At 30.4% G+C, this 17730-nt stretch carries 12 protein-coding genes, 9 tRNA genes and 2 riboswitches; of the genes, 2 read left to right on the top strand and 19 right to left on the bottom strand.

Features of this window, described 5'->3' with window-relative positions:
- Window positions 1-141: 141 nt before the first annotated feature.
- A riboswitch (FMN riboswitch) is annotated at window positions 142-259 on the bottom strand.
- A 64-nt stretch (window positions 260-323) separates the two neighbouring features.
- Window positions 324-2489 carry a Tex family protein gene (locus H8R92_RS07795; RefSeq protein ID WP_022211845.1) on the bottom strand — a complete coding sequence of 722 codons (2166 nt, stop codon included), beginning with the start codon at window positions 2487-2489 and terminating at the stop codon, window positions 324-326.
- Window positions 2490-2695: 206 nt separating this feature from the next.
- Window positions 2696-2818 (bottom strand): hypothetical protein, encoded by a 123-nt coding sequence (locus H8R92_RS13355; protein WP_279287102.1) that lies wholly within the window; start codon window positions 2816-2818, stop codon window positions 2696-2698.
- 318 nt (window positions 2819-3136) lie between these two features.
- On the opposite strand from H8R92_RS13355, the gene H8R92_RS07790 reads away from it, so the two are divergent.
- A complete protein-coding gene (locus H8R92_RS07790; RefSeq protein ID WP_186835134.1) occupies window positions 3137-4381 on the top strand; it encodes a M28 family metallopeptidase in 1245 nt (414 codons plus the stop codon).
- A gap of 135 nt (window positions 4382-4516) precedes the next feature.
- Here H8R92_RS07790 and prfB read toward each other — a convergent pair.
- The 16 genes from prfB to H8R92_RS07710 all read right to left on the bottom strand — a co-directional run bounded on the left by prfB (window position 4517) and on the right by H8R92_RS07710 (window position 15755).
- Window positions 4517-5621, bottom strand: a protein-coding gene (gene prfB, locus H8R92_RS07785) for a peptide chain release factor 2 (protein ID WP_186835133.1) whose coding sequence is annotated in 2 segments (ribosomal slippage) — window positions 4517-5542 and window positions 5544-5621 — 1104 coding nt in all. Because the reading frame shifts where the segments join, the coding sequence is not laid out codon by codon here.
- 86 nt (window positions 5622-5707) lie between these two features.
- Window positions 5708-8218 carry a preprotein translocase subunit SecA gene (gene secA / locus H8R92_RS07780; RefSeq protein WP_022211849.1) on the bottom strand — a complete coding sequence of 837 codons (2511 nt, stop codon included), beginning with the start codon at window positions 8216-8218 and terminating at the stop codon, window positions 5708-5710.
- Window positions 8219-8393: 175 nt separating this feature from the next.
- Window positions 8394-8927: a ribosome hibernation-promoting factor, HPF/YfiA family gene (gene hpf / locus H8R92_RS07775; RefSeq protein ID WP_022211850.1), complete on the bottom strand. Its 534-nt coding sequence runs from the start codon at window positions 8925-8927 to the stop codon at window positions 8394-8396.
- A gap of 452 nt (window positions 8928-9379) precedes the next feature.
- Complete coding sequence (locus H8R92_RS07770) at window positions 9380-10027, bottom strand: ComF family protein (RefSeq protein WP_186835132.1); 648 nt, start codon at window positions 10025-10027, stop codon at window positions 9380-9382.
- The gene (locus tag H8R92_RS07765) at window positions 10003-10986 is read right to left on the bottom strand and encodes a hypothetical protein (protein WP_186835131.1); all 984 of its coding nucleotides are present in this window, start codon (window positions 10984-10986) and stop codon (window positions 10003-10005) included. Before H8R92_RS07765 ends, H8R92_RS07770 begins: the two co-directional genes overlap by 25 nt.
- Window positions 10987-11010: 24 nt before the next feature.
- The gene (gene recD2, locus H8R92_RS07760) at window positions 11011-13245 is read right to left on the bottom strand and encodes an SF1B family DNA helicase RecD2 (RefSeq protein WP_022211853.1); all 2235 of its coding nucleotides are present in this window, start codon (window positions 13243-13245) and stop codon (window positions 11011-11013) included.
- 103 nt (window positions 13246-13348) lie between these two features.
- Window positions 13349-14524 carry a methionine adenosyltransferase gene (metK, locus tag H8R92_RS07755; protein ID WP_022211854.1) on the bottom strand — a complete coding sequence of 392 codons (1176 nt, stop codon included), beginning with the start codon at window positions 14522-14524 and terminating at the stop codon, window positions 13349-13351.
- Window positions 14525-14624: 100 nt separating this feature from the next.
- A riboswitch (SAM riboswitch) is annotated at window positions 14625-14796 on the bottom strand.
- 120 nt (window positions 14797-14916) lie between these two features.
- Window positions 14917-15001: transfer RNA gene (locus tag H8R92_RS07750), tRNA-Tyr, on the bottom strand.
- A 5-nt stretch (window positions 15002-15006) separates the two neighbouring features.
- A tRNA-Thr gene (locus tag H8R92_RS07745) sits at window positions 15007-15081 on the bottom strand.
- 18 nt (window positions 15082-15099) lie between these two features.
- A tRNA-Val gene (locus tag H8R92_RS07740) sits at window positions 15100-15175 on the bottom strand.
- Window positions 15176-15200: 25 nt separating this feature from the next.
- Window positions 15201-15285: transfer RNA gene (locus H8R92_RS07735), tRNA-Tyr, on the bottom strand.
- 5 nt (window positions 15286-15290) lie between these two features.
- Window positions 15291-15365: transfer RNA gene (locus H8R92_RS07730), tRNA-Thr, on the bottom strand.
- Window positions 15366-15383: 18 nt separating this feature from the next.
- Window positions 15384-15459, bottom strand: a tRNA-Val gene (locus H8R92_RS07725).
- A 25-nt stretch (window positions 15460-15484) separates the two neighbouring features.
- Window positions 15485-15569, bottom strand: a tRNA-Tyr gene (locus tag H8R92_RS07720).
- A 5-nt stretch (window positions 15570-15574) separates the two neighbouring features.
- Window positions 15575-15649, bottom strand: a tRNA-Thr gene (locus tag H8R92_RS07715).
- A gap of 21 nt (window positions 15650-15670) precedes the next feature.
- Window positions 15671-15755, bottom strand: a tRNA-Tyr gene (locus tag H8R92_RS07710).
- Between the two features lie 297 nt (window positions 15756-16052).
- Here H8R92_RS07710 and yyaC point away from each other — a divergent pair.
- Window positions 16053-16568: a spore protease YyaC gene (gene yyaC / locus H8R92_RS07705; protein WP_022211306.1), complete on the top strand. Its 516-nt coding sequence runs from the start codon at window positions 16053-16055 to the stop codon at window positions 16566-16568.
- Between the two features lie 49 nt (window positions 16569-16617).
- On the opposite strand, the gene mreB is transcribed toward yyaC, so the two are convergent.
- Window positions 16618-17652 carry a rod shape-determining protein MreB gene (gene mreB, locus H8R92_RS07700; protein WP_022211307.1) on the bottom strand — a complete coding sequence of 345 codons (1035 nt, stop codon included), beginning with the start codon at window positions 17650-17652 and terminating at the stop codon, window positions 16618-16620.
- Window positions 17653-17730 lie beyond the last annotated feature (78 nt).

Here is a 17730-nt window from a genome sequence, read left to right as displayed (position 1 = left end):
TTTATATTTTTATATCCTAGAAACTTTTTATACTTTAAATTAATGCACAGGCATAAAAATATCTTGCTGTAATAAAAAATCCTGATGCTATAAAACATCAGGACGTAATTAACTTTATTTTAAATATAAATAAAACTTACTTATTGCCTTCTTTCATCCAGACTATACTGTCGGCTTCGGAATCACACCGAATCATGCTATTTCTAGCTCGTGGGCTATAACCACCGGTGGGGAATTGCACCCCGCCCTGAAGATATATTATTTTATACTTATATTATAGTTCTAATAGATTGTTATTTCAAGATATACTTATAATAATTTCGTTATTCCTTTATATCTTTCATAGTAAGTGCAATTCTCTTTCTCTTGCTATCAACTTCCATAATTGCAACTTTTACAACATCGCCAACTTTCACAATATCAAGAGGATGCTTGACGAATTTATTAGCCATTTGGCTCTTATGCACCAATCCATCTTGATGTACTCCTATATCAACAAATGCTCCAAAATCAGATACATTTCTTACAGTTCCCATTAATACCATTCCTGGAGTTAAGTCTTTTAAATCTATGACACCTGTTTTTAAAATAGGCTTTGGCATATCTTCTCTTGGATCTCTTCCTGGTTTTTGCAGCTCTTTAATAATATCCTTAAGTGTAAGTTCTCCTACTTCTAATTCCTGTGCTAAGTTCTTCAATCCTTTAGTCATAACTCTTTCTTCAATATCATTTAATTTTCTATCAGATAAATCTTCTTTAGAGTATCCTAATATCTCCATAAGCTTTTTAGCTATACTATAAGATTCTGGATGAACAGAAGTATTATCAAGAGGCTCTTTACTTTCCATAACTCTTAAGAAACCAGCACATTGCTCATATGCTTTTTGACCTAATCTCTTAACTTTTAGTAGTTCTTTTCTGCTGCTAAACCCACCTACTTCATCTCTATACGCTACTATATTATTAGCAATGGATGTGTTTATTCCTGCAACATAAGTTAGCAATGAAGGTGTTGCTGTATTTAAATCTACTCCAACCTTATTTACTGAATCTTCAACTACTCCACTTAATGATTCATCTAATTTTTTAGGAGTTACATCATGTTGATATTGACCTACACCAATGGCCTTGGGCTCTATCTTTACTAGTTCTGCCATTGGATCTTGCAATCTTCTTCCTATAGAAATAGCTCCTCTTATGGTAACATCTAAATCTGGATATTCTTTAGCTGCTAACTCTGAAGCAGAGTATACTGAAGCTCCTGCTTCTGATACTATTACATATGCTAGTCCCTTATCTGTTTCATTCTTTATTTCACTTATTATTTCAGCAATTACTTCTTCTGATTCTCTTGAAGCAGTACCATTTCCTAAAGAAATTACATCTACGTTATATTTCTTAATCATTTCTTTTAATATTTCCTTAGTTCCTTCTATATCTCTTTTAGGAACTGTAGGATATACTGTTGCCTTATCCAAGAATCTTCCTGTTGCATCTAATACAGCCACTTTACATCCAGTTCTAAAGCCTGGGTCATATCCCATAACTACTTTACCTTTTATAGGTGGTTGCATAAGAAGTGCTTTTAAGTTTTCCTTGAATATTAATATTGCTCCCTCTTCACCTTTATCAGTAAGCTCATTTCTAATTTCCCTCTCAATTGATGGGAATATCAACCTCTTATAAGAATCTTTGATGGCTACTTTTAAATATTCAGCCGTTATAGAATTCTCTTTAAGTATCTTACTTTCTATATAGCTTATTATCTTCTCATCATTAACAGAAATCTTTACAAATAATATCTTTTCTTTTTCACCTCTGTTGATTGCTAATATTCTATGAGAAGGTATCTTAAATACCTCCTCACTATAATCATAATACATTTCATAAGGAGTGCTTTCTTCACTTGAACCTTTAGTTTCAATTTTACCTTCTTTAAAGACTATATTTCTAATATACTTTCTAAGGGCTGCATCATCAGATATTCCTTCGGCTATTATATCTAATGCTCCAGCTATAGCATCTTCAATACTGTTTACAGCCTTTTCTTCATTAATAAATGCTTCTGCTTGCTTTTCAACTGTGCCATTAAAATTACCTGCCAAAATAATATCAGCCAATGGCTTTAATCCTTTTTCTAAAGCAATGGTTGCTCTTGTTCTCTTTTTAGGTTTAAAAGGTCTATATATATCTTCTACTTCAGTAAGGGAATCAGCCTTTTCTAATGCTTTAACTATTTCCTCAGTAAGTTTCCCTTGTTCATCAATTAATCTTAATACATCCTCCTTCCTATCCTTTAAACTTCTTAAGTATGTCAGTCTTTCAAAAAACTTTCTTAATATATCATCACTTAAAGCACCTGTCTGCTCTTTTCTATATCTAGCTATAAAAGGTACTGTATTTCCTTCATCTAATAATTTAATTACATTTTGTACCTGTACTAATTTTATTCCTAATTCTTTTTCTAATCTTTTTTCAATATTTACCATTGTTCTCTCCTGTAAAAATATTTTTCCCAATACCTCTATTATAATATTTTTATTTTATTTTTACAGTATTGATATTAAGTTATATTGGATTTATAATTAAATTGTAATTTTTTACCATTAAGAGGTGATTCTTTGCGTTCTATCTTTAATAAATTTATTAATGTAATGCTTATTCTTTTACTTGTTATTTTAATTTTAAACAGATACTATGTTATTGAATTCAATGTTACTTTAAGAAATATATTTATATACCTTTCCTTAATCATAATATTGTTAACTTCCATTAAGGAAGCCTTAGAAGGATCAGGATTTAATAAATTTCTTGGCATAATAATTATACTTTTGGCTATTGTCGGCGGCATTATTACTGTTATAAATGGTAAAATAAACTTTTTTGTTTTTCTCTGTCTTTTATTTTCCTTAGTTCATAGTTTTTTAGAAATTGTATATTCAAAATAATAAATATTTATTATGGTATTCATATTACACTGCCTCAATTAATAATATTAAGTATATATTATTAGCTGAGGTATTTTTTTATGAAAAAAAAGATCTTTTATTTTTCAACCTTATTGATTACTATTCTTTGCTTGTTCACATGTATTGCCTTAAATGATCACATATATAATTTCAATGCCGAAAATGTTGTGAAAAATATAAAATATCTATCTTCCTCATCCTTTGAAGGAAGACGTTCTGGTAGTGATGAAAATCTTTTAGCTGGGGAAATAATAAAAAATAAATTTAAAGATTTAAAATTAAGCCCCTATAAGAATACTTATATTGAAGAATTTATTACAACTTGCCCAGTAAAAACTGATGAAACAGTTTATTTTAAAATTTTTGATGATAATGGAAGTGAATATTTAAAATATGGCGAAGACTATAAGGAGGATATGATTAATTTCAATGCTAATTCCTTTACTTTTTCTAATAAAGATAAGATAAATATTTTTTCTACCTCTATTGAGGTATCTAATGATGAAGGAACTCTATTATTTTATCTAAGTCAAAATGATGATTTATCATTTAGAAGTTCTTTTATGTGTGAACTACGTTTTGATTTAGTAATTGCTCTATCTTCTAAAGGCTATAATAAAATAATTGATGCCTTAAAGAATGGTAAAACCTTAACTACTTATATTCCTTTTAAAAATGCAGACAAAAATTTAGTTAACATTCAAGGAATTATTGAAGGTTCAGATCAATCACTAGCACCATTAATCCTTACTGCACACTTTGATCATCTCGGTAGTGATTCACAAAATAATATTTATTACGGTGCTTTAGACAATGCTTCTGGTACTTCATTTTTATTGGAACTTGCCAATACCTTATCCACCTTTGGCAAACCTAAACGCTCCATAATTTTTGTTGCTTTAAATGCTGAAGAACTTGGACTTAAAGGGTCTAACTTTTTTGCTGAGAACAATTACTTTGATATTAAAAATTCAAAAGTTATTAATTTTGACATGATAGGTGCAAAAGATTGTCCCATTACCTTTATTCAAGGAGTAGCCTTCAAAGGTAATTCTTCTAACATCTTAAATTCACTTTCTAATATCTGTTCAAATGACTCTATAGAATATCTAGTGGAATACGAAAATTCTAGCGATCATGCAAGCTTTAATGAATTAGGCATTGATGCATTAACCATTTGCCATAGTGATACGTCACATATTCATACACCAACTGATACTGTAGACTATATTGATACTGATGCCATAAATACAGTATATAAAGTAGTTAATAAAGAAATTAAAAAAGATTGCTACAGTACTGTAACAACCTTTATATATAGTAGAAAATCTATTAATTTATTATTAATTATACTTTTAGCACTTATTATCATTGGCATACTAAATACAAAACCTTTTAAAAAAGCTAAATAGCTTTTTTAAATTATGAATTATGAGTGATGAATTATGAATTATGGTATAAACTCCTATAGGGAGTTTAAAAAATTTAAATATAGAAACTCTTTGAGTTTCATCCTTTATTCATCATTCATAATTCATCATCCATAATTACTTTTTAGCTTCTTGCTTTAAGTAGCTTATGATAAATTGGTCGATTTCTCCATTCATCACAGCATTTAAATTAGATGTTTCTTCATTTGTTCTGTGATCCTTCACCATATTGTATGGATGGAATACATATGATCTTATCTGACTTCCCCATCCCATATCTTTAAGCTCACCTGTTAAATCTTCGATTTTTTCTTTATGAGCTCTTTCTTTTAATTCAATAAGCTTTGACTTAAGCATTGCCATTGCAGTATCTTTATTGGCAAATTGACTTCTCTCATTTTGACATTGCACCACAATACCTGTTGGTAAGTGAGTTATTCTAATAGCTGATTCCGTCTTATTAACGTGCTGACCACCTGCTCCACTGGCTCTATAGGTATCTATCTTTAAATCCTCTGGTCTTATATCAATATCTTGATCCTTAGTTAATTCTGGAAGAACTTCTACTGAAGCAAAAGAAGTCCGCCTTTTTCCATTGGCATTAAATGGTGAAATTCTTACCAATCTATGGACTCCTTTTTCAGCCTTTAAATAACCATAAGCAAATTCACCTTTTACTTTTAAAGTTACACTTTTAATACCAGCTTCATCACCTTCTAAAAGATCTAAAGTTTCAACTTTATATCCCTTCTTATCACACCATCTTGTATACATTCTAAGAAGCATTTCAGTCCAATCATTAGCATCTGAGCCACCAACACCTGCATGTAAGTTTAAGATGGCATTATTTCTATCATATTCACCTGATAAAAGAAGCTCTACACGATAATTTTCAACTTCTTTTTCAATTGATCTTATTTCTTTTATAACTTCATTTATAGTATCTTCATCCTCTTCTGCTAATTCAGCCAATACTTCTATATCATCAATTCTACTTACTAAGTTTTCATATCTTTCTATTTTATCTTTTATTATCTTACATTCTTTAGTAACTTCTTCTGCTCTTTTAACATCATCCCAAAATCCATTTTCTTGCATTTGAAGCTCTAATTCTTGAAACCTTTTTTCTAAGCCTCCTTTGTCAAAGTGAAGCCCCCATTTCCTTTAATATATTTTTTAAGCCTGTTAGTTTAGAAACTTCTTGTTCTAACTTTAATAACATTGTATCACTTCCTTACCTTAAATAAGCAAGGTGAAAAATGCCTAATTAAAATAAGACACTTTCCACCAATAGTTTTATATTTCTAATTATGCTTCTCTACCACAGCAGTTTTTATATTTCTTTCCGCTTCCACATGGACACATATCATTTCTGCCAACTCTATTTTCACTTTTTACTGGCTCATTTTTCACTGACTTATCATTTCCATGACTTGCACCAGTTTCTTCTGCAACCTTTTCTCTTTCAACTGGTCTTTCTGCTCTTACATGATATAGTAATTTAACAGTTTCCATCTTAATTCCTTGTATCATTTCATCAAACATTGCACTACCTTCCATTTGGTATGCTTGAATAGGATCTTGTTGCTTGTATGCTCTTAATCCCATTCCTTGTTTTAAATGATCCATATTATCTATATGTGCCATCCATTTTTGATCAACAACTCTTAAAAGAATTACTCTTTCAATTTCTCTCATTTGCTCTTGACCAAACTCTTCTTCTCTTTCACTATAGATACTTCTTGCTTTTTCTACTAATATACTTATTATTTCTTCATTAGATAAATCTGCTAACTCATCTACAGTAAATGTTCCATGTGGGAAACATATATCTTCAAGATATTTTAATAACTCTTTTATATCCTCTTCAATATCTATATGTTCACCAACTAAATGACTGTTAACTGAAGATGTTATTACTTCCTCTATCATTCCTTCAATTTGCTCTTTTAAGTTCTTTCCATCAAGAACTTCAGCTCTTTGCTTGTAAATAACTTCTCTTTGTAAATTCATTACATCATCATAACCTAATAAATTCTTTCTTATGTCAAAATTATTTCCTTCAACCTTCTTTTGAGCATTTTCGATAGCCTTAGTAACCATTTTACTTTCTATAGCTTCATCTTCCTGTAATCCTAATTTATCTATAACACCTTGAATTTTTTCTGAACCAAATATTCTCATTAAATCATCTTCCAATGAAATATAGAATACTGATTCACCAACATCTCCTTGACGTCCTGCTCTACCTCTTAATTGATTGTCAATTCTTCTTGATTCATGTCTTTCAGTACCAATTACTTTTAATCCACCAACTTCTAGTACACCTTCTCCAAGCTTAATATCAGTACCTCTACCAGCCATATTTGTTGCTATAGTAACCATACCTAATTCTCCAGCATGAGAAATAATTTCAGCTTCCTGTTCATGATATTTAGCATTAAGAACTTGATGTTTTATTCCCCTCTTCTTTAATAAAGATGAAATATATTCTGACTTATCTACACTAGCTGTACCTACTAATACTGGTTGATTTTTACTATGAGCCTCTATAACTTCTTCAACTATTGCATTATATTTTCCTTTTGCATTTTTATAAATCATATCATGTCTATCTATTCTTGCTATAGGTTTATTTGTTGGAATTACTATAACATCTAATCCATAAATTTCTCTAAATTCATTTTCTTCTGTTAAAGCTGTACCTGTCATACCTGAAAGCTTATTATACATTCTAAAGTAGTTTTGGAAAGTAATTGTTGCAAGAGTTTTTGATTCTCTTTGAATCTTAACTCCTTCTTTAGCTTCAATTGCTTGATGAAGCCCATCTGAATATCTTCTACCTTCCATAAGTCTTCCAGTAAATTCATCTATAATAACTACTTGATTATCTTTAACAATATAATCTTTGTCTAATCTCATTGTATAATTTGCCTTTAATGCTTGAGTTACATAATGTTGAAGTTCTAAGTGTTCTGCTTCTGCATAATTTTCAATACCAAAATATTTTTCTGCTTTTTCCATACCACTATCTGTTAATAAAACAGCACTTGCTTTTTCATCAATATTGAAATCTTGATCTGCTATTAAACTTTTAACAAAATTGTCTGCTACATTATAAAACTTGGTAGACTTATCTCCCATTCCTGATATTATAAGAGGAGTTCTTGATTCATCTATTAAAATTGAGTCAACCTCATCTACTATTGCAAAATTAAGTTCTCTTTGAACTCTTTCTTCTTTATATATAACCATATTATCTCTTAGATAATCAAATCCAAATTCATTATTTGTTCCGTATGTTATATCACAGTTATAAGCTTCTCTTCTTTGAGCTGGTGTAAGTCCATGAATTATACATCCTGTTGTTAAACCTAAAAATCCATATAGTTTTCCAACTAATTCTGATTGAGTTTTTGCTAAATAATCATTTACTGTGATTACATGAACACCTTTTCCTGCTAAAGCATTTAAATATGCTGGAAGAGATGCAACAAAAGTTTTACCTTCCCCTGTTCTCATTTCAGCTATTCTTCCTTGATGAACTACCATTCCTCCAATAAGTTGAACTCTAAAATGCTTTATTCCTAAAACTCTCCATGAAGCTTCTCTACAAACTGCAAATGCTTCTGGTAATATATCATCTAAAGTTTCACCTTTTGATAATCTATCTTTAAATTCCGTAGTTTTATTTCTTAACTCATCGTCACTTAACTTTTGCATTGATTCATCTAATGATTGTATTTTATCTACTACAGATCCAAGTCTTTTAACTTCTCTCTCGCTATAAGTCCCAAATAGTTTTTCTATAAATCCCATAAGTATATCCTTTCGTCATCTATATCAAATGATTTTTTCTTTAATATTCTTTCTATAGATTATAACATTTAGCATATTTATAATTCAACTATAAAACTACTGTCTTTCAATCTATATGCTTTCTCCAAAAATAAAAGCCACCTATCTTCTAAAATAGGTGACTTTTTCTATAATATTATTTATAATCTGGTTCTAAAAGTCCATAATTTCCATCTTTTCTCTTATATATTACATTTACATTATTTGAATCAGCATCTCTGTATACAAAAAAGTTATGTTCAATTAACTCCATCTGTAGCATTGCTTCCTCTGGACTCATTGGCTTTATATTAAATCTCTTTACTTTAACTATTTCTCCATCTTTTTCTTCATTTTCTTCTACTGTTAAAGGCTCAAAATTAGTAAATCTTAAAGAATCATTATTTCTTCTTTGTAACTTAGTCCTTTGCTTTCTTATTTGTCTTTCTAATTTTGCTTCTACTAAATCTATTGATTTGTACATATCTTCAGTAGTTTCTTCACATCTTAGGATAACTCCATTAAAAGGTATAGTAACCTCAAAAATTTGATTGTTTTTTTGCACTGTAAGTGTGGCTCTTGCTTCTATATCTGGACTAAAATATCTATCTAATTTAGATATCTTCTTTTCAACCATCTCTTTTAATGCTGGTGTTACATTAATATTTTTACCTATTACTGTTACTTTCATAAAGTCAACCCCTCTCGTTTTTACTCAAAATATTAATATAAATATTAATATGACCTTTCATATTTATATTTTACCACCATTCCCTTTGACTTACAATAAACATATGTTAAATTTTCAGAAAATTAAAACTCTTTTTTCAACATCCTTTTAATGACTTTTACATTAATTTTCAAAATATTATCTACTTTAAGTAAAAAATAAAAAAACACTAATTTAAATTAAATTAGTGTTTTTTTATAAAGCTAGCTGACCTGGCTTTTGCCCCCACACTCGCCTACTGGAGCTTTTGCTACCCGGAATTAACCTCTCACTACTAACACTCTCAACATCTCTGTTGGTAGGACTAACATCTATACCGCACCATGCTCATTAGCTCTTTGTCTAACTTACGTGGATCGTTTCGCCTGCGACTGGCATCGACTTTCATCCACAGACCTAGCTTTATACTACTATTATATATTGCTTTTTGCAATTGTCAATAGATAAATTTTATTTATATTGCATTTTTCGATACTTTTTTTACATTCATTTATAGTAGCACCAGTGGTATAAACATCATCAATTAATAAAATATTTTTTTTAAAAAGCTTTTCTTTATTTTTTATTGTAAAAGCATTTAATATGTTTTTTGCTCTTTCTTCTTTCCCTAAAAGCTTTTGTTCTTTTGTTTCTTTTACCTTTACTAAACAATCAATAATAGGTATGTCTAAAGCTATACTCATATTTTTTGCTAGCACCCTACATTGATTAAATCCTCTTTTTTTTAATGATTTCTTACTTATGGGTACATAACATATGTAATCTATACTTAAATGTTTTTCCCTAATTATCTGGCATAGAAAATCAGCTAAAACCTCACCTGCTATAAAGCTCTTATGATATTTTAAATTTAGAATAAGTTTTTTAAGTACTCCTCCATAATATCCATAAGCTATTATTTCTTCTTGCTCTTGAACTCTCTTTATATCACTTTTGCACCTGCTACATATTCCTCTAAATCCTTCGATTCCACAAATTATGCATTTATTATCATATGGGTAAATAATATCTAAAAGTGCTTCTATTACAATATTTATTATCTTAATAAATTCTTTTCCCATAATTTTTTATTAAATTCTCTTATTATATTCCTAGACTTATCCATCTCTACAGAGGTTTCTCTTGAAACCAAAAGAACTTCTGGTAATATATCACTTTTTACATATATACATCCACATAAATACACAATTTGTTTATAAGTATAACTTGCATCATCACCAAATAATATTAATATATTCACATCTTCAATGCTATTTATATAATCTCCCATGCTGTTTGTTACTATAAAAGCAGGCTCATTTTTAACAATATTTTTTATATTTTTAAAATCATCACCTTTTTCATACTTAACAACTTTTGCATTATTATCTTTTAAATTATTCTTATAGGTATAATATACCTTACTTAGTTTTTCTTCGTCAGGAACCATAATAATTACATTTTTATTATTATAGCTAAACCATTTCACATATTCATATACCGCCAGTGGAATATCATCTTCTAATTTTATCCTAGTATTTAGAAATCTTGGTTCTATCATTGGCATAGGATTTAATAAATAAACCAAATCCATATTTTCACCAATGGGAAACACTCTTTCACAACTATAAATAATTATCTTATTAACCTTCCAATATACCTTTTCAATAGCATCTCTTATATCTTTTATTGTTGATTTAGAAAACATAGTTATATCATCAAATATAATAAGGCTATATTCCTCTCCTATATTCTCTATTTCATCTATTGAAATAAATGTTATACCATTTTCTATATCACCAGGCATAATCTTTTGAATGCTTTTCATATACAGTTCATCATGACTCTTACTCTTTATCTCATCAGAACCCATACTAAAAACATATAATACCTTTTTATTATCATTTATCAACCTACTTATTAAATCAAAAAAAACAAAACCTGTATTATACGGTCTGCTTTTTATATTTAATACCTTGGTCTTTTTTTTATACCAAGATATTATATTTTTAAAAGCATAACTCAACTCTTTATAATTCACTTATCAAATACCTCTTTTTCTAACCTACTCAATCATATTCTTATCTATCGTTATATCCATTATTCTTTCTTTCAATGAAGAATATCTCTTCATATTATTAGTATTATTAACCATATATTGAAGAGATTTTTGATTTCCAACAACAACCACTAACTCTTTTGCTCTTGTTATACCAGTATACAGTATATTCCTATTCATCAAAAATGCTGACCCCATAAATGTTGGCATAACTACAACTTTAAATTCACTTCCTTGGCTCTTATGTATAGTAATTGCATATGCTAATTCTAATTCATCTAAAAACATAAATTCATATACAACTCTTCTTTCATCATCAAAGACTACACTTAAAACCTTTCTTTCTTCATCTATGGTTTCAATATATCCCATATCTCCATTGAAAACACCTACACCTTTATTTTCACCATCTCCACCAATTCTATGCCATTCAAGAGAGTAATTATTCTTTATTTGCATAACCTTGTCGCCTTCTCTGAAAACTATATCTCTTACCTGCTTTTCCTTCTTATCTTTGCAACTTGGATTTAATATTGCTTGTATTTCATTATTCAAATTATCAACACCTAAAATACCTTTTCTTGTAGGAGATAAAACTTGTATATCCCAAATTTTGCTCCACTTTGTATTAAATGATGGAAGCCTTCTATTTACTAAATCAAGGACAGTACTTAAAATATTTTCAACTTCATCTCTAGCATCAAAGAAAAAATCACCTCCTTTTTTATTTAAATAGGGCATTTCTCCATTATTAATCTTATGGGCATTGACTATTATCATACTTTCTTTTCCTTGCCTAAATATTTCCTTTAATCTTACAACATTGATAAACTTACTGTTGATTAAATCCCTAAGAACATTTCCTGGTCCTACAGATGGCAACTGATCCACATCCCCCACTATTATTACCCTTGTTCCTAACTTTATAGCTTTTAAAAGACTATTCATCAGCATTATATCTATCATCGATGCTTCATCTATAATAATCACATCTGCTTCTAAAGGCTCACTTTCCCCTTTACAAAAAAAAGAGTTTTCCTCATCACTTACTCCCATCTCTAAAAGCCTATGAATTGTTTTTGCTTCTCTTTCTGTAGACTCACTCATTCTTTTAGCAGCTCTTCCTGTAGGTGCTGCTAAAAGAACCTTCATACCACTATTTTCATATATTTCAATTATACATTTTATTATAGTGGTTTTACCTGTTCCAGGTCCACCTGTTATTATTTCTATACCATTTTCAAAAGCTCCCAGTATGGCTTTCTTTTGTGATGGAGCAAATTTAATGTTATTTTTCTTTTCAAATGTACTAACTTCAAATTCTACATCAGTATTTATGGTCTGGAAATTTTCTATACATAAAGTTATTATTTTATTCGTTACTCCCAATTCACAATAATAATATGGTAGAGAATATACAGCTTCTATATCTTTAATTTTTTCAATCTTCAACTTTTCTTCAAGGACGCAGTTATATATATTTTCTTCAATAATTTCTTTACTTACAGCCAATACCTTCTGACATTCTTGAATTAGCTTATCCTTTGGCATATATGTATTTCCCATGGCAGAAAAGTTATTTAAAACATATCTTATACCACTTTGTATTCTAAAGGAAGATGTATCTTCAACACCAAATTCCTTAGCAATTTTATCAGCTGTCAAAAATCCAATACCTGATATTTCATCATTTAATATATATGGATTGATTGATACTTTATTTATTGAATCTGCCCCAAACTTTTTATATATCTTTAAGCATTGGTTTACCGTAATTCCATGTTTTTGAAAAAATATCATTATATCTTTTAAATCCTTTGTTTCAATATAAGACTCATATATTATGTTAAATTTCTTTTCACCAATTCCTTCAATTTCTTTTAATCTCTCAATATTATTATCAAGAATATGTAAAGTATCCTTACCAAATGCCTTTACTATTTTTTTAGCTGTTACTGGTCCTATTCCATGTATAATCCCTGTACTTAAATACTTCTCTATTTCTTTTGATGATGAAGGTAATTTTTCTTTATATTCTTCTATACTAAACTGTCTTCCAAATTGCTTATGCTGAATAAACGTCCCTTTAACTTCAATTTGTTGCCCTTCTTGTAGTAGAGGCATTACACCTACAATTGTTATTAGTTCTTTATTAGCTGTAATCTTCGCAACAGTATATCCTGTATCTTCACTTTTAAATATAATAGCTTCCACTGAACCTTCTAATACTAGTGATTCCATCTATATTTCCAACCCTTCCAAAGTTCTCTCTTGTAATTATATTATTATATCATAATAACAAGAAAAGGTGGATTATGAAAAACACACCCCACCCTTGTACTAATTAAAGAAATCTTTTGATTTCTCCAACTTTATTTAATTGTTCCCATGGAAGATTTAAATCATGTCTTCCAAAATGTCCATAAGCAGCTGTTTGCTTATAGATAGGTCTTCTTAATCCTAAATCTCTGATAATTGCACCTGGTCTTAAATCAAATACCTTTTCTACTATTGATACAATTTCATCATCATTTATTTTACCTGTTCCAAAAGTTTCTACTGATATAGATACTGGCTTAGCTACACCTATTGCATAAGCTAATTGTATTTCTATTTTATCTGCAACTCCTGCTGCTACTAAATTCTTGGCAACCCACCTTGCAGCATATGCAGCTGATCTATCTACTTTAGTTGGATCTTTTCCTGAGAAAGCACCACCACCGTGTCTTCCACTTCCTCCATAAGTATCTACTATAATCTTTCTACCTGTTAATCCACTATCACCTTGTGGTCCACCAACAACGAATCTTCCTGTTGGATTAATGAAATATTTTGTTTCTTCATCTAATAATTCTGCTGGAATAACAGACTTTATTACATGCTCCATTAAATCTCTTCTTATTTGTTCTTGTGAAACTTTTTCATCATGTTGTGTTGATATTACTACTGTATCTATTCTTACAACATTATTTCCATCATATTCAACAGTTACTTGAGTCTTTCCATCAGGTCTTAAATAGCTTAATGTACCATTCTTTCTTACTTCTGTAAGTCTTCTAGCTAACTTATGGGCAGTTATTATTGGTAATGGCATAAATTCTTCTGTTTCATTAGTTGCATAACCAAACATCATTCCTTGATCTCCAGCACCAACTGCTTCAACATCATCTTTATTTCCTTGTTTCGCTTCAAGAGCTTCATCAACTCCCATAGCTATATCACTAGATTGTTCATCTATTGATGATAATACTGAACAAGTATCGCAGTCGAATCCATATTTTGCTCTATCATATCCAATTTCTTTTATAGTATCTCTAACTACTTTAGGAATATCAACATAACAGTTAGTTGAAATTTCCCCCATAACTAGTACCATTCCTGTAGTTACTGTTGTTTCACAAGCAACTCTTGCATTTGGATCCTTTGCTAATATGTTGTCTAATACTGCATCTGATATTTGATCACAAATCTTATCTGGATGCCCTTCTGTAACTGATTCTGATGTAAATAATTTTCTCATTATGCTTAGCTCCTCTCTTCTAGGCATGATATTAATTCTAAGCAATTAAAAACAATAAAAAAAACTCTTCAATAAGAAGAGCCTATATTCATAAGGTCTTTTCTTATCTTGCAAAATTTCTTGCAGGAATTGGCACCACACCTAAAAATGTAAAGTACAAAATTTAAAATGTAAAATTACTATAATTTTTCATTTTTAATTCTCCATTCTTCACTCCTAAATAGGTTGCCGGGTTTCACAGGGCCCTTTCCCTCCACCTCTCTTGATAAGAATTAATATCATGTTTAATTTTCAATCAATTATAACATTATCCCCAAATTATGTCAATATCTATTTCAAAGAAAATAAACACCAATTTTAATATTCATTGTATCAAAATTGGTGTCAAGTCATGGTGGAGGAGGACGGATTCGAACCATCGAAACGAAACGTAACAGATTTACAGTCTGCCCCCTTTGGCCTCTCGGGAACTCCTCCATTTGTGGAGCTGGCAATAGGAATCGAACCTACAACCTGCTGATTACAAGTCAGCTGCTCTACCGTTGAGCCATGCCAGCGTATATTATATTTTTAAATGGTGGAAACAACAGGGATCGAACCTGTGACCCTCTGCTTGTAAGGCAGATGCTCTCCCAGCTGAGCTATGCTTCCATATTATTCTAAATTAAATTATAAATGGTGGGGGAGGACGGATTCGAACCATCGAAACGAAACGTAACAGATTTACAGTCTGCCCCCTTTGGCCTCTCGGGAACTCCCCCATTTGTGGAGCTGGCAATAGGAATCGAACCTACAACCTGCTGATTACAAGTCAGCTGCTCTACCGTTGAGCCATGCCAGCGTATATTATATTTTTAAATGGTGGAAACAACAGGGATCGAACCTGTGACCCTCTGCTTGTAAGGCAGATGCTCTCCCAGCTGAGCTATGCTTCCATATTATTCTAAATTAAATTATAAATGGTGGGGGAGGACGGATTCGAACCATCGAAACGAAACGTAACAGATTTACAGTCTGCCCCCTTTGGCCTCTCGGGAACTCCCCCATTTATGGAGCTGGCAATAGGAATCGAACCTACAACCTGCTGATTACAAGTCAGCTGCTCTACCGTTGAGCCATGCCAGCATATATTAAACTAAATTTAAATGGTGGGGGAGGACGGATTCGAACCATCGAAACGAAACGTAACAGATTTACAGTCTGCCCCCTTTGGCCTCTCGGGAACTCCCCCATTTAATAAATTTCTTTATTAACACTTTGTCTTTCGGCAACTACTTGCTAAACTGACAATGATTAGTATATATGTTTTTATTACATATTGCAACTTCATATTTCGTCATTTAAGTAATTTATAGCTATTTATCGAAGTTTTTATTCTATTTTTCTCTTTTTTACTCATTTTTACTCCCTAAACTTCTATATCTATTTTTATTTTAATTATCAGATAATGCTAAAAAGTTATTTATGTTATTGAATTATATTAAGTAAAAAATATTCATATATATTTATTGTGAGAGGGGGGATTCTTTTGCAAAAACTTAAAATAAATTATAATTCAAATTCAGCCTCCATGAAAATTGCTGAATTTTTAAAAAAATATATTAAACCACAAACCATTATTGTTTGTATTGGTACCGATAAATGTATTGGAGATTGTCTTGGCCCTCTTGTTGGCACATTACTTAAGGAAAATAGTTTTCCTATTCCTATATATGGTACTTTAGCCGATCCTATACACGCACTTAATCTTGAGAAAAGCATCTATGAAATTAAAAGAATATATCCCTATTCAACAATTATTGGTATAGATGCTTGTTTAGGTGATGCTAATTCCATTGGAGAAATTCATGTGCGTGACTTTCCCATTCACCCTGGAAAAGGTGTTGGCAAAATGTTACCTGATGTTGGCGATGTATCCATTATTGGAATTATAGATTCTAGTGATAATTCAGAATTTTTCACTTCCAGGAGTATACGTTTAAACTTAATATTTGAAATGGCTAAAGTAATATCAAATGGATTAATCCAATCTTATTCCAAATAAATATTTACTATATATCAAAAGAAAAGCTAGGTTTAGCCTAGCTTTTGTACTACTCAATTAAAGATATTTCATTTCCACTATCATCAAATTGTAATTTATTAATATAATTTAAAACTTGACCTGTTCCTTCTACTACTGCTTCCACTGAATTTTCAGCTATTTTTACATTTAATCCAGTGTTAACTTCGATAAGTTTATCTAATCCATATAATAATGAACCTCCGCCAGTCATTATTATTCCTTTTTCAATTATATCTGACGCTAATTCTGGTGGAGTTTTTTCTAATATAGATTTAACCCCGTCCACTATTAGGCCAACAGGTTCTTCAAGTGCTTCTCTTATTTCTTCAGATGTAATTTCCACTTGATCAGGCAATCCAGTTACTAGGTTTCTTCCCTTCATTATATAAGAACTTTCTCTTGCATCTTTATATGCACAACCTATATTAATCTTTAGATCTTCAGCAGTTTTTTCACCTATCATGATTCTATGCTTTAATCTAACATATTTTACTATAGCCTCATCAAATCTATCACCAGCTGATTTAATTGATTTTCTTATTACAACTCCACCTAGAGAAATAACAGCTATATCGGTAGTTCCACCACCTATATCTACTATCATATTACCATCAGGCTTGGTTATATCTATGCCAGCTCCAATAGCTGCAGATAATGGTTCTTCTATTAAATGCACTTCCTTAGCACCTGAATTTTTAGTAGCATCAATTACTGCTCTCTTTTCAACTTCTGTAGCTTGTGAAGGTATACATACCATTACTTTAGGAGCTATAATTTTCTTACCCCCACATGCTTTTTTTATGAATTCCTTTAGCATTTTTTCAGTTATGTCATAATCAGATATAACACCATCTTTTAAAGGTCTTACCGCTACAATATTTCCTGGTGTTCTTCCTATCATATTACGAGCTTCTTCACCTACTGCTAAAATCTTATTATTAACTTTATTAATAGCAACCACTGAAGGTTCTTTTAATATTACACCCTTACCTTTCACATAAACCAATACCGTTGCAGTACCTAAATCAATTCCTAAGTCTGCACTTTTTCTCCAAAACCACATTAAATTTCACTCCTATTATATACATAACAATTTAAAAATAATCATTTTTCAACAAAAATTACCTTTATACACCATTAT

This window comes from Clostridium lentum (genome assembly GCF_014287815.1).
GTDB classification, from domain to species: domain Bacteria; phylum Bacillota; class Clostridia; order Clostridiales; family Clostridiaceae; genus Clostridium; species Clostridium lentum.
The sequence above is the reverse complement of the archived record's forward strand: the minus strand, read 5'-3'. Positions and strand labels throughout refer to the sequence as shown.

Coding starts and splice junctions, on each gene's coding strand:
- H8R92_RS07795 (WP_022211845.1), bottom strand. CDS start 2,489: ATGGTAAATATTGAAAAAAGATTAGAAAAAGAATTAGGAATAAAATTA.
- H8R92_RS13355 (WP_279287102.1), bottom strand. CDS start 2,818: ATGCCAAGAAATTTATTAAATCCTGATCCTTCTAAGGCTTCCTTAATG.
- secA (WP_022211849.1), bottom strand. CDS start 8,218: ATGGGATTTATAGAAAAACTATTTGGGACTTATAGCGAGAGAGAAGTT.
- hpf (WP_022211850.1), bottom strand. CDS start 8,927: ATGAAAGTAACAGTAATAGGTAAAAATATTAATGTAACACCAGCATTA.
- H8R92_RS07770 (WP_186835132.1), bottom strand. CDS start 10,027: ATGGGAAAAGAATTTATTAAGATAATAAATATTGTAATAGAAGCACTT.
- recD2 (WP_022211853.1), bottom strand. CDS start 13,245: ATGGAATCACTAGTATTAGAAGGTTCAGTGGAAGCTATTATATTTAAA.
- metK (WP_022211854.1), bottom strand. CDS start 14,524: ATGAGAAAATTATTTACATCAGAATCAGTTACAGAAGGGCATCCAGAT.
- mreB (WP_022211307.1), bottom strand. CDS start 17,652: ATGTGGTTTTGGAGAAAAAGTGCAGACTTAGGAATTGATTTAGGTACT.